This is a genomic window from Streptomyces sp. SID13666, assembly GCF_010548325.1.
GTDB lineage: Bacteria > Actinomycetota > Actinomycetes > Streptomycetales > Streptomycetaceae > Actinacidiphila > Actinacidiphila fildesensis.
In genome coordinates, this window is sequence record NZ_JAAGLX010000008.1 from 163,505 (window position 1) to 183,925 (window position 20,421).

At 67.1% G+C, this 20,421-nt stretch carries 18 protein-coding genes, 1 pseudogene and 1 other annotated feature; of the genes and pseudogenes, 10 read left to right on the forward strand and 9 right to left on the reverse strand.

Annotated elements, in window-relative coordinates:
* Window positions 1-339 precede the first annotated feature (339 nt).
* Window positions 340-485: pseudogene (locus G3I60_RS45410) on the reverse strand (IS5/IS1182 family transposase); the annotation flags it as partial.
* Between the two features lie 200 nt (window positions 486-685).
* On the opposite strand from G3I60_RS45410, the gene G3I60_RS14480 reads away from it, so the two are divergent.
* Entirely contained in the window at window positions 686-1,006 is a 321-nt protein-coding gene (locus G3I60_RS14480; RefSeq protein WP_164295312.1) for a hypothetical protein, read from the forward strand.
* Window positions 1,007-1,575: 569 nt separating this feature from the next.
* On the opposite strand, the gene G3I60_RS46390 is transcribed toward G3I60_RS14480, so the two are convergent.
* The 7 genes from G3I60_RS46390 to G3I60_RS14510 form a co-directional block, all read right to left on the reverse strand.
* Window positions 1,576-1,710 (reverse strand): hypothetical protein, encoded by a 135-nt coding sequence (locus tag G3I60_RS46390; RefSeq protein WP_275405952.1) that lies wholly within the window; start codon window positions 1,708-1,710, stop codon window positions 1,576-1,578.
* A 447-nt stretch (window positions 1,711-2,157) separates the two neighbouring features.
* Window positions 2,158-3,285: a site-specific integrase gene (locus G3I60_RS14485; RefSeq protein ID WP_343241297.1), complete on the reverse strand. Its 1,128-nt coding sequence runs from the start codon at window positions 3,283-3,285 to the stop codon at window positions 2,158-2,160.
* 126 nt (window positions 3,286-3,411) lie between these two features.
* Complete coding sequence (locus tag G3I60_RS14490; protein WP_164295314.1) at window positions 3,412-3,594, reverse strand: helix-turn-helix domain-containing protein; 183 nt, start codon at window positions 3,592-3,594, stop codon at window positions 3,412-3,414.
* A gap of 1,118 nt (window positions 3,595-4,712) precedes the next feature.
* Window positions 4,713-5,768: an aminoglycoside phosphotransferase family protein gene (locus tag G3I60_RS14495; RefSeq protein WP_164295315.1), complete on the reverse strand. Its 1,056-nt coding sequence runs from the start codon at window positions 5,766-5,768 to the stop codon at window positions 4,713-4,715.
* A gap of 135 nt (window positions 5,769-5,903) precedes the next feature.
* Window positions 5,904-7,424, reverse strand: a complete 1,521-nt coding sequence (locus G3I60_RS14500) for an amino acid permease (protein ID WP_164295316.1) — start codon at window positions 7,422-7,424, stop codon at window positions 5,904-5,906.
* 65 nt (window positions 7,425-7,489) lie between these two features.
* Entirely contained in the window at window positions 7,490-8,536 is a 1,047-nt protein-coding gene (locus G3I60_RS14505) for a hypothetical protein (protein WP_239069820.1), read from the reverse strand.
* A 245-nt stretch (window positions 8,537-8,781) separates the two neighbouring features.
* Window positions 8,782-8,976, reverse strand: coding sequence for a DUF2304 domain-containing protein (locus G3I60_RS14510; protein WP_164295317.1), 195 nt, complete (start codon window positions 8,974-8,976; stop codon window positions 8,782-8,784).
* 585 nt (window positions 8,977-9,561) lie between these two features.
* Here G3I60_RS14510 and G3I60_RS44585 point away from each other — a divergent pair.
* From G3I60_RS44585 to G3I60_RS14545, 7 genes are all read left to right on the forward strand, one after another.
* On the forward strand, window positions 9,562-11,007 hold the full coding sequence (locus G3I60_RS44585; RefSeq protein WP_203672904.1) for a helix-turn-helix domain-containing protein: 1,446 nt from the start codon (window positions 9,562-9,564) through the stop codon (window positions 11,005-11,007).
* Between the two features lie 19 nt (window positions 11,008-11,026).
* Window positions 11,027-11,746 (forward strand): 2'-5' RNA ligase family protein, encoded by a 720-nt coding sequence (locus G3I60_RS14520; protein ID WP_343241298.1) that lies wholly within the window; start codon window positions 11,027-11,029, stop codon window positions 11,744-11,746.
* A gap of 365 nt (window positions 11,747-12,111) precedes the next feature.
* Window positions 12,112-12,468 carry a hypothetical protein gene (locus tag G3I60_RS14525; RefSeq protein WP_164295319.1) on the forward strand — a complete coding sequence of 119 codons (357 nt, stop codon included), beginning with the start codon at window positions 12,112-12,114 and terminating at the stop codon, window positions 12,466-12,468.
* A gap of 4 nt (window positions 12,469-12,472) precedes the next feature.
* On the forward strand, window positions 12,473-13,774 hold the full coding sequence (locus G3I60_RS14530; RefSeq protein WP_203672906.1) for a radical SAM protein: 1,302 nt from the start codon (window positions 12,473-12,475) through the stop codon (window positions 13,772-13,774).
* On the forward strand, window positions 13,771-14,670 hold the full coding sequence (locus G3I60_RS14535) for a radical SAM protein (protein WP_164295332.1): 900 nt from the start codon (window positions 13,771-13,773) through the stop codon (window positions 14,668-14,670). Before G3I60_RS14530 ends, G3I60_RS14535 begins: the two co-directional genes overlap by 4 nt.
* Window positions 14,671-14,700: 30 nt before the next feature.
* Window positions 14,701-15,474 carry a hypothetical protein gene (locus tag G3I60_RS14540; protein ID WP_164295331.1) on the forward strand — a complete coding sequence of 258 codons (774 nt, stop codon included), beginning with the start codon at window positions 14,701-14,703 and terminating at the stop codon, window positions 15,472-15,474.
* Window positions 15,475-15,621: 147 nt separating this feature from the next.
* The gene (locus tag G3I60_RS14545; protein ID WP_343241308.1) at window positions 15,622-16,263 is read left to right on the forward strand and encodes a restriction endonuclease; all 642 of its coding nucleotides are present in this window, start codon (window positions 15,622-15,624) and stop codon (window positions 16,261-16,263) included.
* A 113-nt stretch (window positions 16,264-16,376) separates the two neighbouring features.
* Here the strand turns inward: G3I60_RS14545 and aspS are convergent, their stop codons facing one another.
* Window positions 16,377-17,693, reverse strand: coding sequence for an aspartate--tRNA(Asn) ligase (gene aspS / locus G3I60_RS14550; RefSeq protein WP_164295334.1), 1,317 nt, complete (start codon window positions 17,691-17,693; stop codon window positions 16,377-16,379).
* Between the two features lie 36 nt (window positions 17,694-17,729).
* Window positions 17,730-17,962 (reverse strand) — a binding site (T-box leader).
* Window positions 17,963-18,688: 726 nt separating this feature from the next.
* Here aspS and G3I60_RS14555 point away from each other — a divergent pair.
* Both G3I60_RS14555 and G3I60_RS14560 read left to right on the forward strand, forming a co-directional pair.
* On the forward strand, window positions 18,689-19,591 hold the full coding sequence (locus G3I60_RS14555; protein WP_164295335.1) for a helix-turn-helix domain-containing protein: 903 nt from the start codon (window positions 18,689-18,691) through the stop codon (window positions 19,589-19,591).
* A 7-nt stretch (window positions 19,592-19,598) separates the two neighbouring features.
* Entirely contained in the window at window positions 19,599-20,300 is a 702-nt protein-coding gene (locus tag G3I60_RS14560; protein WP_164295336.1) for a hypothetical protein, read from the forward strand.
* The last annotated feature ends 121 nt before the right edge of the window (window positions 20,301-20,421 follow it).

The following is a 20,421-nucleotide window of genomic DNA, read 5'->3' on the forward strand; positions in this document are numbered from 1 at the left end:
GTCCGCCGCGGCATGCTCGCCCGCTCACTTCCCCTGTCGCTGCACAGTCACCCCCTGAGTGGGCTCGTCACCGTCGGCAGCGTCACCGCGGACGGGACGGGGATCGCCCCCCGGCCACAATGGCGAGACCTGGCCGGTGGCGGCAACAGGCCCAGGCCGGCGAATTCGGACCAGGCGCGCGGGCGACGCGGCCACCTGGGAGGCTCTCTCGCCGGACACGGTCGGCTTGGCAACCTGGCTTCGGACTCCCACCACCTCGATCGGCGTGTTCCGGCCCGGGGGCGCTCCAGCACCGCCGCCAGTGCCATCTGTTCTGAGATTGAGCCTTTTTCATCTTGATCACGTGGCGAGTTCGAGGGTGACGACGGCACGGATGACGGCGGTGATCCGGGTGGAGCTGCAGCCGAGCTTCCTTCGGAGACGCCAGCATTTGAGGGTGGCCATGCTGCGTTCGCCGAGGCTGCGGATCTTGGCGTGACCCGGTTGGGACGCCGGCTCCAGCCGCGCAGATTCCTGCCCCGGAACGGGACACGGACCGCACGCGTAAGCCCCTACCGGACTGGTTATCTTGGTCGTGAACCCGTCTACCAGGAGCTCTCTTCATGCCCGCCGCCGGGGCCATCCGCCCAACCATCCGTCAGGTTGAAACGGCTCACTGGCCCGACGTATCCGATAAGTTTCCGCTATGACCAAGCAGATCGCCGAGCCCATCGACGAGGCCAGCGAGACCACGTCCGTCCCCAAGCGTGTGAAGGGCCTTATCAAGAGGAACAAGGAGGCCATCATCGGCGTTGGCGCCGCGGCTGCCTTCGTGGGCTTCGTGCTCCTCAAGCACGCCACCAAGCGACACATCACGGAGGACATCGAGTCCAGCGAGCCCACGGAGCTCGACGAGCCTGCGGCGCGCGAGGAGAAGTTCACCTCTGGACGCTGCGCTGACGGTACGTCGTCGGATTCGATCGGCAAGCAAGGGGCGTGCTCTCACCACGGCGGCGTTGCAGCGTAGGTGGGGGCCGGTGTGGAGCTCTGTACTTCCCGCAGAGCCCGCCTGACCGGAAGCCGCGGTCTACAGCAACGCGTCGGGGCGCAGCCGGAAGGTCTTCGGATCGCGGTGGCCGCGCCCCGCCAGGGGACGCGGCCTGCAGCCTGTGCCGATCTACGCCTCGTCGTCGCTCCCGCGCACCTTGCGGAGGGCGCGGACGGTCAGGTCGACAGCGACGCTCACCGTTTCGGCCTCGAACAGGGGGCAGTTGACCACGGGTCACGTCCGCTGGAGCCGGACTCGACCGGGCACGGCTGGGTCGAGCTGTGCCGTGGGTGTGCGTGGGCGCCGGTGCCATGCCCGTGCGGGCAGCGGCACCGGCTCGTGCCGGAGATCCCGTACGGCTGGCAGGAGATCTGGCGGCGGGCGCACATGAGCAATGACGGCATGCCGAACCCACACTGGCCTGCGGGCTAACCAGTTGGATGCGGTACGACGAATGCTCGGGAAGCCGGATCCCGTCACCCACGGCGAACCCGCGCGTGGGACCACCACAGCCATCAGCTGACATGCAGTTTCCGGCTCGCCAAAGCTCAGGATTCCAGGAACCCGCGCGCTTCCTCCCGCACCGACGCGAAGTCCAGCGTGCTGCTCACCTCGTTCAGCCTGCCGCTGGCCGCGCTCGTCGCGGTCGCCACCGCGCGCACCTGGACTTCTCCCGCGAGCACATCCGCAAGCAGATCAAGCGCTACCCCGGCGGACCGCACGAGCTCTGTCCCGAGAAGGGACAACCGCCGCGTCCCGAGAAGGGACAAGGCGTCTGTCCCGAAAAGGGACAGGCGACGTGAACAGCGCACCGGGCGTGATCGTCACCGCCGACGCGCCCGGGCACACATTGCTCGAATGACTCCCGCCCTGCGGAACGTCCAGTTCAACCCTCGTCGGACCTATTCGCCCCCAACGGGTCCAATCCGCGATCGGGCTGCGCTCGCAGCCCGCCACCCTATTGAATCATTCTCGCGAGAGCCTTCGAGGCCGCGAAGAAGAGTGAGCGCAGGTCCCCCGACGGCACCCGCTCCCCCATCGCGAAGCTGCGCCCCACCAACCAGCACGGGGCCCCTCACCGGCATCCCCGCACCATCCCAGCGCGGGAGGCATCCCAGCACAGGCGTCACTCAGGTCGCCTCGGCCAAGGCCAGTTGCATGATGCCCCGGCAACGGTCCCACGACTCCGGAACCAAGTGCCCGTAGATGTCGACCGTGGTCTTGATCGACTTGTGGCCGAGCCAGCGCGAGACCTCGTGGATCGGGATGCCGGCCGCCAGCGCTGTCGAAGCAAAGAAGTGCCTCAGCGAGTGCGGGTGGTACTTCGGCTTGCCCTCGGCGTCCACCAGCCCGGCCGCCACGCACGCCTTCCTGAAGTGGTACGAGTATGTGTTGGCAGTAGGCATGATCCCCTTACCCCTTTCCCGGGGCGCGAAGAACACCTCTACCTGCCGGGTCTTCCCCGCTGCGCTCTGGAAGATGAGCGGGATCGGCTTCCACAGCCCCTCGTGGGCGTCGATCTCGTCGCAGAGGAAGCGTGCGGCGGGCACGTCGCGGTACTCCCCCTCCTCGCGGTGTTTGAGGGGGACGAGGCGTGTCTTGCAGTCCTCGCGGTGCGCCTTCGAACTGATCTGCCAGCGGACGCGGATCACGTCGTTCCGGAGACACCCGACGTGGAATGCCAGCGCCTCGCTGACCCGAAGGCCCACCCCGGCCTGGAGCCAGACCGTCAGCTTGTACTGAGGAGACATGTGCTCATGCAGGAGGCGGACCTCGGGGAGCGTGGGAATCTCGTCCTCGTCGACCGCGTGGTTTCCGGGGGCGTTCTTCACGTCTTTGGTCGGATCCTCCCGGATCCGCTTCTCCTCCTTCGCGGACCAGAAGATGTGCTTCACCATCTTCATACGGTCGTAGACCGTGCTGGCCGCTAGCTCCCTGGCGATGCCCGCCTTGAAGTGCTCGATGTCGCTCTTCGACACCCCGGCGAGCGTCTTACGTCCGAGCCTCGGTATGAGATGGTTGTCAATAAACCCCTTGTAATTTGAGTACGTGGACTCCCCGATGATTCGGCGAGCGAGCCAGTCCTCGGCATAGGCGCGGACCGTGATCTTTCCCGCGTTAGGGTCAATGTAGAGGCCCTCGTCCTTGTCGGACTCGACCCTCGCGGCGAAGACGTCGGCTCCGTTCGGTCCCGTCTTCTTATCGAAGGTTTTCTCCCGCTGACGCGCGGTCCTGCCGCCCGGCTCCCGGTAGCGCACCGTCCACGAATGTCCACACCGCGGCTTCGTGCACGGATACGTGGCGACCTTGGGGTCGGACTTGCATCGCTGGAAGACTGTAGCCATCTAGTGCCCTTCGCTTTCTAGGGCATGGCAAAGCAGCCCTTACCCGTAGTGGTCTTCGAGGTAGGCGAGGATGTCTCGCTCACGGAATCGCAGGAGGCGGCCGACCTTCTGCGCCTTGAGCCCCCATACCCGGTACTTGTTCTTCACGGTGATCTCGCTGACCTGGAACCATGCGGCCACCTCTTCCGGAGTCAGTAGGCGATTGCTGCCCCCGGCGGTCAACGCGCCACCTGACCGTCTATCTCGACGAAGCCATTCGGCCGAACTCGCATAACGTCGCTCTCCATCGGCAGAGGTGCCGTTGCGGTTCAGCGACGGGCACCGCGGTCATCTGGACAGCAGAGGACAGTGCCGTTCTCACAGACTTCTGAGCTCCGGCGCGATCCCCTGCGTCCGCTACGGCTCCACCTCCAAGCGCAGCCGACGCGAACTCCTCAATGGTCGCGGCGATCGCCGGTTTGGCTAACCGGCGATCGTCGTCTATGTTGCGCGCCACGCCGGATCCGACGGCCTCTCGCTGGGCTCGGTCAGGAAGCCAAGTTGTATGAGCGGAGGGCCGGTGTCTCGTTATCTGCAACGAGCACCAGCAGACTGTCCTCGATGAGGCGGTCAAGGTTTCACACCAGGACACGCTCGGGCACAGCAACACCCCATGCAACCTGCCGGGTTGCAGCTCCTGAATGCACCGCGATATGTGCGTGGGCGGCACGGTCGCGACGATCGCCGCGTTGCAGCATGTCGTCGCCGCACAGGCTGGCCGCGCATGAACAAACGCACAGAACGCCGAACGCGACGGCGTAGTCCCCCGACCCTTGGCCGGAGCAGGCATCCAGAGCGCCGAGCACAACGAGAACGAGGGAAATGGAGCCAGCGGATCGTATTGCGGATTCAGGCGGGTGCGCCTTCTGGGTAGGGACCAGGCCAGTGAGGCAGCTTGGTGTGGCGGGATTCCGAATCATTCGGATCCCGCCGCGAGCAGCTGCAGCAACTGGCCGGTATTTTCCGGACGTTGTACGTTGGCATGCTTCCGGCGGAGGTTTCCAGTCCTTTGGAGTTCCTTCTTGTCTGCCGTGGGCGAATGCCTGCGGACGCCCTGCGTGGAGCCCCCGTCGTGGCCCTATTGAGGCGCGAGGAATCCGCCGGCACCTGCGTCACGAAGCCGCCTCGCCGAAAGGGACCTACTCATTCCTGACGGGGTGGACGCATTCCAACGTTTCAGTTCCTGGGCGAGGACGATGTCAGACCCGAGTCTGGTTGACGGCGGGCGATACCACCCATATCGGCGCCCGCCCCCGGTCCTGAGGCCCGTAGCCAGTCGTAGCAGAGATGGGCCAGGCGAATCAGAGGCCGCTGTCCGTCCGCAGTCGCCGCAGGGTGCGGTGGGCGCGTTCGATGACCTCGGGGTCGCCAGCGGTGATGCCGAAGGCGATGCCGCTCAACGCGTCCAGCGCAGCCGTCGCGTGCAGCACGCTTGTCTCCAGCCTCGTCAGGCCCTGTCCGTAGCCGACGAAGAAGGCGGCGCGGCCTTCCCACGGGCCGTACTCCAGACGGATGAGATCGCGGACGGCGGGTCCGTACTCCGCCCTCTCGAAGTCAAAGATGCCCACAATCCTGGTCTCGGCCTTCCATACGATTTTGCGGAGCTGGGCGTCGCCGTGGGTGGGAACCTCCGGCAGGGGTGCCAGCGCGGTGAGGCGGGTGGCGAGCTGCCTGATGATGGTCTCGTCGCCCGGCACCAGATGTAGCCGGGCGACGGCCAGGTTCCGTTCAACCGTGCTCGTCGCGGCACCCGCGCCCACCGGAGGGTGGGGCGGGTCGCTGGTGTGGAAGGGGCTCAGCAGCTGCCCGAGCTGTCGGTGGACCTCCCGCTCCCGGTCTGGCGGAAGTGGTCGGTCAGTGGGACTGATGCCGGGCAGTGCGGTGAGAGTGACCGCGGACAGCGCCGGGTCCGCGGCCACCAGTTCGGGTGTCCGGCCGGGCCCCAGCGCGGGTGTCCACTGAGCGTAGGCGGTGACCTCCCTGGTGTGGAATTTCCGCGACGGGTGCTGCTTGAGGTACCACGTGGCGCCGCTGCGGGTCGTGAGGTGCCAGACGTTGGAGTTCTCCCATGACCCCGAGGTGTCGGAGACGTAGGCGCAGCACCTCCCGCGCTGCCACCGCGACCGGGCGGCCGCCGGCGTGGACGGCGTCGGCCAGCACCAGGGCGGTGCTGTGCTGCCAGGGCAGCATCCGGGCCGTTGCCAGGTCCGGGACCAGGCGCAGGTCCGGGTAACCGTTCGCCCAGGACGCCAGGGCGTAGCCGTCGACCGGCTGCATGTCGACGTCGGTGGCCACCAGGTACGCGCATACCTCCGCACCGCGGTCCGCGATCTCGGCCAGGAAGTGCTGGGCGTCATACAGCTTGCCCTTGAGCCGGCCCTGCAGATCCGGCAGCCCGAGCTGGACCACAGTGATCTCACCCGCCTCGGTGCGGGCGCTCAGTTCCTCCGGCGACAGCAGCCCGCCGCTCCCAGCCCCGGTCTCGTCGCGCATTACACGACCTCGTCGGCGTACTGGGCCATTTCCCGGGCGCCAGCCAGGGTCGGTACCTCGTAGGTGCGGCGGCCGGCCGTCCACCACCACACGGTCGCCAGCAGCAAGACCGCCAGCAGGGCGATGGGGGCGTAGTTGAAGGACTGCACCGTCACCAGACCGCGCCCAGGGCGGGTCTGTGGCAGGCAGAACAGCACCGTCACGAACGCCACCCACACCACCGCGATCCAGCCCACCAGCATCCCCCACCGGCCCAGATTCCATGGCCCGGGCGTGAAGCGGCGTCCGGCCCGCAGCCGCAGGAAGATCGGTATAGCGTACGCGGGGGTGATCCCGATGACGTTGATCGCGGTCACCGCCCCATAGGCGACCGGGCTGTAGAGCGACGGCACCGCCAGCAGCGCGGCCACCCCGACTGACAGCCACACCGCCCGAACTGGTGTCGCGGTGCGACCACTGACCCGCCTCCACCACGCGGAGCCCGGCAGCGCCCCGTCCCTGCTGAACGCGAACACCATCCGGGACGTCGCGGCGACCTCGGCGTTCCCGCAGAACAGCATCGCCGCGATCACCACCAGCAGCAGGGCCTTCGCCCCCGAGGCACCGAGCGCATCGAGGAAGATCTGGGCCGGTGGCACCCCCGTCGCCGATGCCTGAGTGCTGGCGTAGTTCTGGATCGCGAAAGTCAGAGCAGTCAGGAGGACGAACCCGGTCAGCCATGACCAGCCGATCGCCCGCATGATCCCGCGCGGTGCGCTGACCTGCGCCTGAGTGGTCTCCTCTGACAAGTGTGCGGAGGCGTCGTACCCGCAGAACGTGTACTGGGCCATGAGCAAGCCGAGGCCGAGGACGTACCAGTGACTCGTCCAGCCCGTGGTGTTGACGAAGCTGGTGAACACGAAATGCGGCGACTGGTGATGGGCCGGGACCAGGGTAAGAGCTCCAGCAATGACCCCGACCCCGCCCAGGTGCCACCACACCGAGATCGAGTTCAGTACGGTCACCAGCCGCACCCCGAATAGGTTCAGCGTCGCGTGCACCGCCAGGATCACCAGGTAGATCACCATGGTCTTGGCCGGCGTCGGGGCAAAGCCCCACTGCAGATTCGCGAACGCGCCTGCGAACAGCGCCGCCCCATAGTCGATCCCGGCAATTGCTCCCAGTAGACCGAGGAGGTTCAGCCAGCCGGTGTACCAGCCCCACTTACGGCCGCCGAGCCGCTCGGCCATGTAGTACAGCGCGCCCGAGGTGGGATAAGCCGACGTGACCTCCGCCAGCGCCGCGCCGACGAACATGACCATCAGCCCGACCGCAAGCCAGCCCCACAGCATCACCGCCGGGCCGCCCGTCGACATCCCGAATCCATAAAGCGTCATACATCCTGACAACACACTAATCACGCTGAAGGAGATCGCGAAGTTGCCGAACAGACCCATCTTGCGACTGAGCTCCGGCTCATAGCCAAGATCACGCAACAGGTCATCATCGTCCGCCAGTTGAGCACTGGCGGACTTTTGCATAGCGGGCACGGAAGCTACCTCCACAAAGAGAACGACGAACGGAGCGAGCGAGGTCCTGTAGCTGTTCAGCGGCGGGGGTCAGCACGTGGCGGCGGGCTGCCGGCGACCGCGAGGCTTTGAGCGCGGGCGTGCGTGAACCCGGCTGCCACTGCTGCGGGATCATGAGGGTCGTCGGAGACGTAGCCCCATGGCTGCCGGGCCGCGTGCGGGCCGAGCTCAGCGAAGACCCGCGCAGCCTGCTCGTACTGGCGCCCGGCCCACAGCGCGTGGGCTAGATAGTTCAGGTCGAGAACCGAGCGCCGTACCGGATGCGACTGCTGGAACCAGCCCTGGTAGGCCCGGCGCACATCGAGGACCACCGGTTCACCTCGCCACTGCCAGTGCGCCACGGCGTCGTAAGCACCCTGCTCACGGCGGGCCCGGTAGTGCTCCGCATACGCGTACAACGGCAGCACCAACAGCGACGAACCCGAATCTCGGGGCACCCATGAGCCGACCCAGTGCACGAACTGCAACGCCGCCGCCGACCCACCGGTTCGCGCGTGAAGAAGAACCTGCAGCATCCGATGATGAGCCTCCCTGTTGAACCGGTCTCGCTGATAGACGCGATGCATCAACCGCCACGGCCCGGCCGGCAGCATCGGCTCCGGCGCCCTCCACCGGTGCTCATCCAGCAGCTGGTCCCCATCCAGCAGCGCCAGCGCCAGCAGGCACACCCACGGCACCGGATCCCGCTCCAGCCGCTCCGCAGCAGCCAAGGCCGCCTTACGAGCCTCGCGGGCGAAATCCTGCGCACTGTCATGACCGGAACGGTGAGCATGCAACGCCCGCTCGACCGCCACCCGCGCCCGCATCATCACCGCGTCTGCGCTGTACGGCTCCTCCACCAGCCAGACCCGCACCACATGCGAGCGCGCCGCCGCCGTCCCCAACACCTGCGAACGCGACGTTCGCAACTCCCAATCCGTCCCTGAAGCTGCCAGCAGATCCCGCATCGGCCTCCACCGGCCCGCCCTCACCTCTTCCAGCGCCACCCGCAGGTCGTCGTCCAACCCCGCCGGGTGCATCTGCGGCCGGATCTCTCCGCGGTCCGCTCTCTCCTGCGCACGCATCAGCGCATCCCTGCAGGCGATACCTCGACCTGCGAACGATGTAGAAGGGCCAGCCACGTCATCGGTCGCGCCGGAACGGCAATAGGGGCTGGCGCCCGCAGCAATTCCGTCACCCATTGCGTTTCGTTCGTCATTTGATTCCTCGATGGAGACATCAGCGGGGATGGGCGACCGCCCCGGGGCGCCGTACACGCATAGCGCAACGGGGGATGCGACCAGGAGCAGGCAGCCCCGGGACGGCCGGTCTAGATATGAATGCGCCCGATCATGCCGACGACGCTCGTGATGCCCTGAGCGATCGAGGGCCCCGCCCGGGACGTGGCTGCCTCAAAGCCCATAACAGCGCAGATCAGGGCAGGAACCACCTTGATGACCTTCTGGCGGATCAGCACCACCACGACGGTCAACAGCACAAGAAGCAGGGAGATGTTAAGAGCCACGACAACCCTTCAAACCGCCGTGTGGAAATGCAGCCGCCTCAACTGACCCGCCCTGGAGTTGCCGGGCGTCATAGGTATCCCCAGGAATTGACTCGGGCCGTTCGGTTCCAATCTCTGTTTCTCCATTGGTTGGGGCCTCCCAAAGCGAGCCCGTGACCGGCGTTAAGAGGTCGGGGACCTGACGGAAGCGGTGGGTCTGTGTGATGAGCCGCTCCGGCTCCACCGCTTCTCTGGGGTGGCCGTCCCCGCAGCTGCGTGCGTGGATGCTGCGGGGCGACCGATGGGCGGATTGCTACTGGCCGAGCACCAAGAATCAGCCCTTCCCAGCTCTCTCCCCAGGCTCTGGGAGGCGACGTTCACGTCGCTCCGCGGCGGACTGGCTGATGCTTGGGTGACCGTTGCGGGGACCTCGATGTCGACGCCCCCGATGGCGCAAAACGGTTTATTGGATGGCGACTTGTGCGGACTCAACAAAGGATGCGAGGGGACTCTGGACCGCGCACATCCGAACGGTGATATCACTGAGTGCGTATCGAAGCGCTGGGCGTCACGATCCATCCGCAAGCACGCCGAGGAGCACCCTGCATGTCTGTTGATGAGGGGCGTCAGTGCGCGCGTTGCGCCTGCCGGCTGAGCCGATACAACGAGGGCCAGCTGTGCTCAGCATGCATGCGCCTCGCCCAGGACGATGCTCCGCCGGCCCTCCGAGTCCCGGATCATGTCTGGCGTGATCCGGGAGTGCAAGGCGCCTTGGCCGCTTGGGATTTCGGACTTGCCAGCCGCCTGATTCGTGAACGTACTTCGTTTCGCCAGGAGGACATCGCGACGCTCACCGGCTTGAGCCAGGCGTACCTGTCCATGCTGGAGTCCGGTGCGCGAAAACTCACGAACATCTCCAAGGCCGTCGAGTTCCTCGGCGGCCTTGGCGTTCCTGGCCACCTAGTGGCGCTCCCTTTGCCAGGACGGCCTGCCCACCGGCGTCCGGAGGCACCATCGACGCCTACAGCCGAGCTACAAATCGAGTGGGAGGATCCGCTCGCTATCGTCCGGCGCGCCCAGAGCATGGCATCCGTCAATGTGGACGACGCGACCCTGATCACGTTACGTGGCAGCCTCGATGACCTCGTGGAACGCTACGAAGCTGTCGGCCCACAAGCTCTGGCTCCCCGTGCCGTCGAGATCCGGGGCCTCCTCCACAGCCTCCTCTCCGGTTCCCAGCACCCACGGCAACGCCGCGAGCTCTATGCCCTGGCAGCCATGACTTCCGGCTTGTTGGGGTACATGGCCGTGAACGCCGGCCGCCTGCCGACATCGCGCAGCTATTCAGCCGAAGCCTTGCAACTGGCCACGGAGGTCGAGGACAGCTCGTTGGTGGCGTGGGTGCGTGGCACGCAGTCCCTGGAGGCGTACTACGACGGCAGGTACGCCGAAGCCCACGATTTCGCCATGGCCGGTGTCGAGCATGCCCCAGACAGTCCGCAGACGATCCGGCTGCTGGCCAATGGGGCCGCCCGCGCTCTCAGTAAGCAGGGAGAGCGGGCAGCCGCTGAGCGTACGGCACAGCAGGCGTTGGAACTCGCGGACCGGTTCGTCACGCCCGAGGGCTTGACGCCGTGCATCTCCTTTGCTCCTTACGGCCGCGCACGAACCTTCGCAAATGTCGCCACGGCGTACGTGTCTCTCGGCGACGTGACCAAGGTTCTGCACTATGCCGAGCAGGTGGACGCCCATATCGACAGCGCGGATTCCGCGTGGAGCCGGGCCCTGGTGGCGCTCGACGTCGCCTCGGCGGTCTTGCAGCAACAGCAGCCGGACGTGGAGCAGGCAATGGCGCTCGGCCAGACTGCGCTGCGCGCGAGCAGCAGCCGTCCTATCCGGTCTGTCGTGCAGCGAGCGCACGAACTGGAACAGCAGGCGAACAAGTGGCGCAAACTTCCCGAGGTACGGGAGTATGCGGAAGCGCTGCGCAGCTGGAGGGCGACGCCTGCCTCCTATGTCGTCTGCGCATCCGATCCTGCTCCGCGCCTGTAGAACGCCTCTGAGGAGTCCGGTGAACCCGGTCCACCACTCGGCCCGCTCCGCGGCCTTCCCCGTCGATCCCCCTGCTTCCCTGAGCGATCCGCAGACGATCACAGATCACGAATGGCGAGCCTTCTCCGCTCTGTCTGAAATGAACGATCACTGGGATCGACCAGGCTGGAGTGCCAGTACCCGGCGCTACTACTGGTTCCTCACCACAGAGCACTCCCCCGAAATCGCGCAGCTGGCTGTCCAGTGTCAGCAGCCCCTGCCGAGGCATACCTTCGACCGCGTTCCGTCCGACGGTCTCCACGTGACGATTGCCCGCATCGGCGACGCCCGCCAAGTCGACAAACAGACCTTGCAAGACCTGGCGGACGCGGCCCGCCTCCGGTGCCACGACGTTCCGTCATTCACGCTCCAGGCCATTCCGATTGCCGGTTCCCGGGGCGCCGTACGCATGAGCCTCGCCCCCTGGGAACCTCTGCTGGCGCTCCACGAGGCCGTGGATACCGCGTGCACCGATATCGGGGTTCACGAAGGTCGCAGCCCTCAAGACTTCCGTCCTCACCTGGGGGTCGCCTACTGCAACCGGACGATGGATGCCGAACGCGTCCGGGAACGGATCCAGCCCTTGCGCGCCCTGCCGCCGCAGGTGCTGGACGTCCGGGAAGTGCATCTGGTCGAGTTGCGCCGAGAGAACCGTGCTTACCGTTGGGACGTGGCTCACACCATCCCGCTCCGTCCGTAAGGCGCGCTCGCGGCATTCGTCGGCTACACCCTCATCCCGGGTGACTGAGACCGCGGCCATTGAGACGGTTCTGCCCTGTGCGAGCACCTCTCGTAGGCGCAACCTCTTCGGCCCGCGAGCGGCCGTGGCACTGACTCCCCCGCTTCGCGTGGTCCGCGCTTGTCTCCCGCCTATTCACCGCTACTGCGGTGACTGGGAAAGGGTTCCGAATCTCCCTATCACCGCGGTGATATCACGCCTGAAATGTGCGCACCTGCGGTGAATGGGCGAGGCTCCATACCGAGACAAGGTGCGGCACCAGCAGGTGGAATCACCTGGTCCGGAGCACGCACGCCATCGGTATCAACCAATGGAGAGATGCGAACATGCCAACGCCTCGCCGCACAAAGAACGACCACCTGCTCTACGCGGATGTCGTCGACTCCAAGACCAAGGCCGGTGTCTGGATGGGAGAGCGTGACTCCTTCCAGACCAAGCAGGCTCAGATCCTGGAGGCGGTCAAAGACCAGCTGAGCTGGGTTCCGCTGGAGAACGCCATCATGGTCATCAGCACGGCGCCTGCCGGCATCACCGTCATCGCCGCCAACCCGACCCTGCCCGGCATGATCGTCCTGTCGGACGGGGGCTCGCCTGCCGCGTCCTCCGTCCTCCAGTCCCTCTCGGAGGAGGCCATCCGCAACGCCATGGCTGGCCTCGGGATCGCCGAAGAAGAGGCCGCCTGATCCCATGGATGCCTCTGGCCTTCTGTGGGGGAAATACATTCAGTTCGACCGGGACGGCGAGACCGTTCTCCTCGACCCGGTCGCGCTGAACAGTGTGTACCTCGACCGCGGGGAGGTTATCGACCTCTCCGCGGTCCCCCCGACCACTACCCACACCGCTCTTTCAGAGCTCGGCTTCACTTCCGACGGGCCAACCGTCAGCCGGCGTGAAGCACTCCTCCACCGCCTTGAATTGCTCGGCCTCGATGCGGCCCCGAGCCGGATCAGCGGTCTACGGGTCGTCATCACCACGAAGTGCAACATGACCTGCGACTACTGCTTCGTCCACACGAACACCGGTGCGGACGACATGACGCAGGAAGAAATCGCCGAAGGACTGACGTGCCTCTTCGAGGACAACGTCGGGCAGAAGGAAGTCGCCATCCAGTGGTTCGGGGGCGAGCCGACCATCCGATTCGACCTCATGCAGTATGGAGATGAGCTCGCCGACGAACTGGCCGCCAAGTATGGGGTCCAGCGCATCCGCCGCACCGTGGTGACCAACGGTGCCCGCCTGACGGACGAGATGCTCGCGCACTTCGCCCGCTACGAGTACGGCGTCGGGATCTCCATCGACGGGCCGCCGGCGGTCAACTCCGTCAACCGCACATTGCTCGGCGGGCAGCCCGCCGACGACCGGATTCGCGCCAACGTGCGGCGCCTGGTGGCGGCGGAAGGCATCCACGTCGGTGCCAATCTCACCCCCACCGCGGCCAACGTCGGCCGGCTGGGTGAAGCGGTGACGTGGATCATCGAGGAGTTGGGGCTGACGTTCATCTACGCCAATACCCCCATTCCTTCAGGCGGGCGCTGGCGGATTAACGGCCGCGACCTCGCCCATGAGCTGTATCAGGCCCGGATGGTCGCGCTGGCCCAAGGCGGCATGGTGTTCTCCGTCCTCGACCGGGCCTTCCAGGCCCTCGATACCCGACGTCCGATGCTTCTCGACCATATGCAGGGCGATCGCAGTCTCAACGCCGCGCTGCTGCGCGGCGGCCGGATCAGCCTGTGCGACATCAACTTCGAAGAACCAACCTTCATCCACACCCTCGACGAGCTGCGCCAGAACCCCGATCTCTTGGCCTCCATCGCCAAGCCCATCGCACCCTATGCGGCCTGCGGTGATTGCCCAGCGCTCGCTATCTGTGGTGGCCCCTCTCGCAACGAACAGGCCCTCATCGGCGGAAACGCCCCCGACCCGCAGATGTGCGCCTTCTACACCAGCTCCGTGGAGATCGCCGCCTGGGACAACACGGGGGTGCAATGAACACCAACACCGACCTCAACCTGCCCCCCGCCACTCAGTTGGGCGGATTCCACTCCGCGCTGGTCAGCACAGCAGGCCACTGCAAGATCGCCTGTGGCTTCTGCCTCCGCCCCGACCGCGCGCACGGCTTCCTCGACATCCCCACGTACACCCGGACCCTGTCCAGACTGAAGGAATTTGGGATCCGGGGCATCTGCCTCACGGGTGGTGAACCAACCCACCATCCCGACCTGCGGCAGCTCGTAAGGCTCGCCCACCAATTCGGTATGCCCGTTTCCATGGTCACCTCCGCCCGAACCGAGGCCGAGGTATCCGCTCTGGAGGCGATCGCTCATCTCCTGCACAACGTGACTGTCTCCGCCGATTCGGAAAGAGCCAGAGTTCTTGGCCGGACGACCCGCACCGTGCCGTCCGCTGTCGCCACCCTCCAGGGGGCCGATACGCCGACCAAGATTCTTCACCTCACCTGCTGGCAGGTCACCGCCGAAGAATGCCGCGAGATCGCTGAGCACGTCGTCGCAGCGGGCGTTGAGCTCCAGCTGAGCCCTGTCACCCTCGATGCCGCAGCCCTCCAGCGTGCCGGCATGACCGCCACGGAGTACCTCAGCCAGCACCGGATCGACGCCCAGGTCCTCAACCGCCACTTCCGGCTGGGGGCCGGCTACGAGGAGCACCTGGACACCATCCAGGCCGCGACCCTCTCGCCCGAGGATGGCCACCCTTGCTGCTCGCCCACCGTGTATGTCTCCGCCAAGGGCGATCTCCGGCGCTGCCCGTACGGCCGGGAATCTAGCAGCGTACTCGGGCCTCGCGCCGACATCGCCCGCTTCCTCAGCGTCCCGCCGCAAGACCGTGTGAGCCCGGACTGTGCGGCCTTGTGCCGGGCGGACGTCTGACCTGCGAGGTTCTCTATGACGCCGCATCCCGTGACCACCGTAGAAGAGTTGACCGCACGCTGGAGGAACCCGCCGAACTTCCCGGTCGCCGCGAACCTCATCCCGTTCCCTCTCACCTTCCCCGACGCCCGGGAGGTGCTCGACATCGTGCGCCGGGACGAGGAAGCGCGCATCACGGTCCTCGGCGACATCAGCAGCGCGGTGCGGACCGCCCGATCCTTGGCTGCCCGCACCGCGCCCCTCGACGAGTTCCTGTCCTGGCCCTTCCGCCTGGCGCACTTCAATCTCAGCCGTTTCTACGGCGGACTCCTGCACGACTTCCAGGCGCAGGTCATGATCCCGTGGCGTACGTTCCTGGCCGGCCAAGGGTTTACTTGGCATCGGTGCTCGCCGGCGCTGTTCATCTCCGGGCCGGCAAGCAACTCCACGTACCACTCGGACAACTCGCACGGCCTGGTGTGGCAGGTAGAAGGCGTCAAGACCTTCCACAGCTACCGAAGCCCGGACCGGATGGTCACCGCAGAGACGGCTGTCTCCGGCGAGATCACCACCGAGCAGCCGCCGGCACATGACCCTGCTGCCCGTCAGTCCGTGCGCATGAAACCCGGCAACCTGCTGTGGAGCCACGCCCTCACCCCGCACTGGGTCACCGGGGAGAGCCCGCTGAGCATGAGCGTCACCCTGTCCCACGGCGGCCTGTGCCACCAAGGCCGCTACGCGGAGCGCGAGATCGCCCTGCGCAGACACTGGGATGAGCACCCCGAGCAGGCATGGCTGACCGACCTGAGGAACCCCCGCTACTGACCATGGCCGGAAACGCCGCCTTGGCAGTACCGCCGCGCGCTCCCACACTGCCCAGCAGTTCACCAACGGGGAAGGGACTCCATGCCCAAACGGAAGGGACGCCGTTCCAAAGCGCAGCGCCGCCGCGAACTACGCCAACGAGCAGCTGTGGCATCGGGCGGAGTCGCAGTGGTGCTCTTCGCGCTCTGGCAGATCCCGTGGATCGTGCTGGAGGTCGCTGTCGCCGGGGGTGGGGGGGCGGCGTGCTGGTTCGGGTGGCGGGCGCATCGGCGCGAGCGAGCCGGTGATCAGGTGTGGCGAGAGCAGAACCGCCGGATGGAGCTGGAACGGTCCATGGTTGCTATCGACGCCATGAGCTGGCAGGACTTCGAGCACTACGTGGCGGAGCTGTGCCGCCGTGACGGGTGCACCGATGTCTTCGTGAGCGGCGGCTCAGGCGATCTGGCTGCCGACGTCATCGGCCGCATGCCCGACGGCCGGCGACTGGTCGTACAGGTCAAGCACTACGCGCCCCACCGCTCGGTGCCCAGCGGTGACATGCAGAAGTTCGTCGGCATGGCCTTCGCAGAGCACCACGCGGACGTCGCCCTGTTCGTCGCCACCTGCGCGTACGGCAAGGCCGCCCGGGACCTCGCCGTCAAACACAACATCGTCGCCCTCAACCGTGACCTGTTCGGCTCCTGGAACAGCGGGGCGCCCCTGACATCCCTCTTGCCGTTGAGTGGGACCGGCGGCGGGCCGCCACGCGGGCAAAGGGCGCCTCGGAAGCGGCAACAGGGCACGGCGTAGGTGCTGCCGAGCTCCTCGCCAGGAGCCAGCCTGATTCCCCGGGCGCTTGGGGTGCTGCAATCTGATCGCAGCACCCCAAGCGCCCGGCCCTATCGGGACCGGGCGCAACCGCCTTACGGGGTCAGTCGGTTCGGCCCGCGGAACAGGAAGGTGGCTTCGCGGATCGAGTCGAGCCCGAGCATGACCATCAGCACCCGGCCGAGGCCCATACCGAGGCCACCGTGTGGCGGGCAGCCGTAACGGAACGCGTTCAGGTAGTCCTGCAACGGCTCGGTGCCCATGCCCTTCTCCGCGGCCTGCTTGAGCAGCACGTCATAGCGGTGCTCGCGCTGAGCCCCGGTGGTGACCTCCAGGCCCTTCCACAGAAGGTCGAAGCTGAGCGTCAGCCCCGGCTGGTCGGCGGGCCGCATGTGGTAGAACGGCCGGATGCTCGTGGGGTAGTGCGTGATGAACACGAACTCGTGCCCGGTCTGCTCCTTGATATGGGCGGCGATGCCCCGCTCGCCTTCCGGGTCCAGGTCCTCCTTGACGCCCTCGGGGTCCCAGCCCTTGGCGCGCAGGATCTCCTGCGCCTGCGCCATGGTGATCCGCGGGAACGGCGTCTGCGGCACCACCACCTCCACGCCGAGCAGTTCCCGGACCGCCTCGCCGTGTACCTCGGCGACCTTCGCGATGGCGTGAGCGAGCATCTGCTCCTCAAAGACCATCACGTCCTCGACGTCCAAGATCCACGCCAGCTCGACGTCCACGCCGGTGAACTCCGTGGCGTGCCGAGAGGTGAAGGACGGCTCGGCGCGGAAGACCGGGCCGATCTCGAAGACACGGTCGATGCCGGCGGCGATCGCCATCTGCTTGAAGAACTGCGGCGACTGCGCGAGGTAGGCGGAACGGTCGAAGTAGCCGAGCTTGAACACCTCAGCCCCGGACTCCGACGCGGTACCCATGAGCTTCGGGGTATGCATCTCGGTGCAGCCCTGCGCGTACGCGAACTCGCGCATCCCCTGCTCAAGGGTGGTCTGCACAGCGAACAGCAGCTGCGCGGCCGGGCGCCTACGGACATCCAGGAAGCGCCAGTCCAAGCGCTGCTCCAGGCCGGTGTGCTCGTCGATCGGCAGCGGTGCCTCGGCCCGGTTCAGGATCTCTACGGACTCGGGGATGATCTCCAGCCCGCCGAGCTTGACCACCGGGTTGTCCACGACACGGCCGACGATCCGGACGGCGGACTCGGTGGTGCAATGTTCGAGCTGCGATTCCAGCTCGCTGTCGTCGCGCTTGTGGGTCACCTGGGCCATGCCGGTGTGGTCCCGCACGAGAACGAATTGCATCGTGCGCTGCAGGCGGAGAGTGTTCACCCAGCCCGAGATCGAAACGGTTTGACCGACATGTTCTCGCAGGTCAGAGACCAGTACGCGGCTTGTCGTGTGGATCATCGCAGCCCTCCAGGGGCGTCGTCATGATCCCTTGGGAGCGTGGGCGAGAAGGGTACTCGCGGTGCCACCACGCCTTTGCCACCGCCAGACAGCGGCGGCCTCATTCGTGCCTGATGACGGTGGCCAACCGGCGGGGCATTGGGCCCGAGGGCCTTTTCTCCCCGCGCTCAGGAGGGTCTTCGCCAAGGGTGCGAGGCTGCCTTCTCAGCTACCGGCAGCTCTCTCGACTCGCGGGATCCTTGACTACTCGTCTCCATCAACGCGTTACACAAGAGGATAGCGGTGCTGCCACTCGGGCGTGCGGCCTGACGAACAATGGCTGCCCCTTCGCGCCGGTTCGGCACCGAATAGCCTGCGTCCGACATCGCGGCACGTTGCAGCTTGGATCGGACACTCATCTTGACCAACAAGTCGAATCGATAGTGACCGGCAACGCGGCGCTCCTGCCCTCGACGCATTTTGCCCTTCCAGACCACGGCGTTTTCGGGAGCCACGGCAAGGATTCCCGCCCGTCTGAGCGAGCATCTGTAGGTTGCTACGAAGCCGCACGTCTCGTCACTCTCTGCAACTACTACAGAGTTTGAGAACCAACTCTGGATCTTGGCGCGGGGTCGTGCGTATGTTCGTCGTGCCCGGTCAGCCTGGCCCGGCGGCGCGATGTGAGAGGTGAGCAACGCAGGGACCGGACTACACGGATCCGAAAGCGACGGCGCCCGCGGAGATACGAACTCCTGGACGCCGAGCGCTTCACGGCATAAACCGCCCCGGCAAGGGCGGAGATTGCCCACTATCACCACGCTGATCCCTTCCAGGGGCGTCTCAGCGTGGCATCACTGCGAAGGAGATTCTTGCATGCCTCCTGCCCCGCGCAAAAGGCCCATCCGACGGGCCTGCACGGCAACCAGCCCGACCTCGGCCCTGTACCGCCCCGGTCTGGAAAACACCACCGCGCCCTGTCCAGGCCATCCGCCCCGCTCCGGCAACGGGAGTGGCCGATGAGCGCCGATGCCCGCGAATGGGTGTGGGAGCACAGCTCCAGCCGGGGGGTCGCACGCCTGGTCCTGCTGTCGATCGCCGACCGGGTCCCCGACGAGCAGGGCGTGGCCTGGGCCTCCCTGGGCAGCCTGGTCGAGCGCACGAACGCATCGCGGACCGCAGTGCGTGCGGCGCTGAAGGCCCTCACGGACGGCGACGAGCTGCAGCTGCTCGCCGACTACCAGGGCCCGCAGCGGGCCACGGTCTACCGCCTGACCCGCGCCGCCGCCTTCCTGGTCAATCTCGCCGTGTTCAGGAAGGAGGACCCGAACGTGCGCGTCGACCAGGTCGAGTCCTGCGCCATGGACCCGGTGCCCGAGCTGGTGCCAGAGGAACTCCGGAGGTACTCGATCTGGCCCGTCAAGGGTACGGAATCCGACCCCTCGCAACGGAATCCGACCGGTGCGAAATCCGACCCCTCGCGACGGAATCCGACCCCTCGACGGTACGGAATCCGCACCCTCGAGGGTACGGATTCCGCCCCCCAGAACCGTAGTGAACCGAAGGTGAACCGTAGGTACAGCAGTAGGGCTGGCACCGTCACCTCGGCCAGCGGGTGGAAGGTCGACCCAGCAACCCACACCTGGGCCCGCCAGCAAGGGCACCTCGACCGCCTCGGCGAGGAGGGCCTGCGGGCGGCCGACGCGAAGTGGCGGGCGCACCGCGCGGACCGGGGCTTGAAGTCGGCGGGAGTGTGGGCTGCCGACTGGCGCTCCTGGGTCGCCCGGGAGCACCCCCCGGGCCGCCCGAATCTCTACGCCCTGCCCGGCCAGGGCCCCGCGCAGCCGGGCGGGATGACCCGCGCTGAGGCCCACACCGCAGCCCTGCTGGCCGCTCTCGACGAGCCGACCGGAACGGAGTAGGTACCCCGTGGATCGCCGCGAAATCGCCGCCCTGCTGGCCTACATCGGCCGACTCGACCCCCGTACCAGCCGCACCGACCAGGGCGAGGCCCGCGACCAGCTCGCCCAGTGGCACGAGCTGCTCGGCGACGTGCCGATGGCCACACCACACGGCTGGGACGCCCGCATCGCCGCCCGCAACCACATCCGCATCTCGCCATACCCGATCGTGGCGGCCGATATCGGCCGACCGTGGGAGAGCTACCGGCGCGACCGCCTGGGCCGTCACACCGACCCCACCCCGGCCGTCGACCCAGACGACCAGGCCGCCTGGACCGCCGCCCTGGTCAGCTCCCGACGCGCGGTGGCCACCGGCTGTGCGCAGCCCGTGCAGTACCGGGCCATCGCCAGCGGGCAGCGCGATCCGGAACTGGAATCGCGGCTGCGGGAGGTCGGCTCCTGCATACCGCCCGCCCCCCGGGCAGCCCTCGCGCGCTACCGGCCCGCCCGCGCAGCTCGCGAGGAGGCCGTCGCCCAGGGCCGGCCCGACGCCCTCGCGGTGCGCTGCGACTGGTGCCTGGCCCCGATCGATGAGCCGTGCCGCCGTCGGCGGACCGGCCCCGACGGGAAAGCACGCGGAACCGCCCCGTGTGCCACAGCGCACCCCAGCCGCCGCGACCTCGCCACCGCCCAACAGGCCCAGCAGGCCCAGCAGCCCTCGATGGCCTGATCGCCCCGCCAGCACACCGCCGTCCTGCTGCGGCTACAGCGCCTGCCCTGGGCCGCAGCCAGCCCCCGCCCGACGCCCGCGTCCTTCTCCCGCCGATACGACCGGCCGACGCGGCAGCACA

Bases quoted from the DNA above. Each gene is read 5' to 3' on its own strand.
- G3I60_RS14480 (WP_164295312.1), top strand. From the start codon at position 686: ATGACCAAGCAGATCGCCGAGCCCATCGACGAGGCCAGCGAGACCACG.
- G3I60_RS14495 (WP_164295315.1), bottom strand. From the start codon at position 5,768: ATGACGCCCAGCACTTCCTGGCCGAGATCGCGGACCGCGGTGCGGAGG.
- G3I60_RS14500 (WP_164295316.1), bottom strand. From the start codon at position 7,424: ATGCAAAAGTCCGCCAGTGCTCAACTGGCGGACGATGATGACCTGTTG.
- G3I60_RS14505 (WP_239069820.1), bottom strand. From the start codon at position 8,536: ATGCGTGCGCAGGAGAGAGCGGACCGCGGAGAGATCCGGCCGCAGATG.
- G3I60_RS44585 (WP_203672904.1), top strand. From the start codon at position 9,562: ATGTCTGTTGATGAGGGGCGTCAGTGCGCGCGTTGCGCCTGCCGGCTG.
- G3I60_RS14525 (WP_164295319.1), top strand. From the start codon at position 12,112: ATGCCAACGCCTCGCCGCACAAAGAACGACCACCTGCTCTACGCGGAT.
- G3I60_RS14530 (WP_203672906.1), top strand. From the start codon at position 12,473: ATGGATGCCTCTGGCCTTCTGTGGGGGAAATACATTCAGTTCGACCGG.
- G3I60_RS14535 (WP_164295332.1), top strand. From the start codon at position 13,771: ATGAACACCAACACCGACCTCAACCTGCCCCCCGCCACTCAGTTGGGC.
- aspS (WP_164295334.1), bottom strand. From the start codon at position 17,693: ATGATCCACACGACAAGCCGCGTACTGGTCTCTGACCTGCGAGAACAT.
- G3I60_RS14555 (WP_164295335.1), top strand. From the start codon at position 18,689: ATGAGCGCCGATGCCCGCGAATGGGTGTGGGAGCACAGCTCCAGCCGG.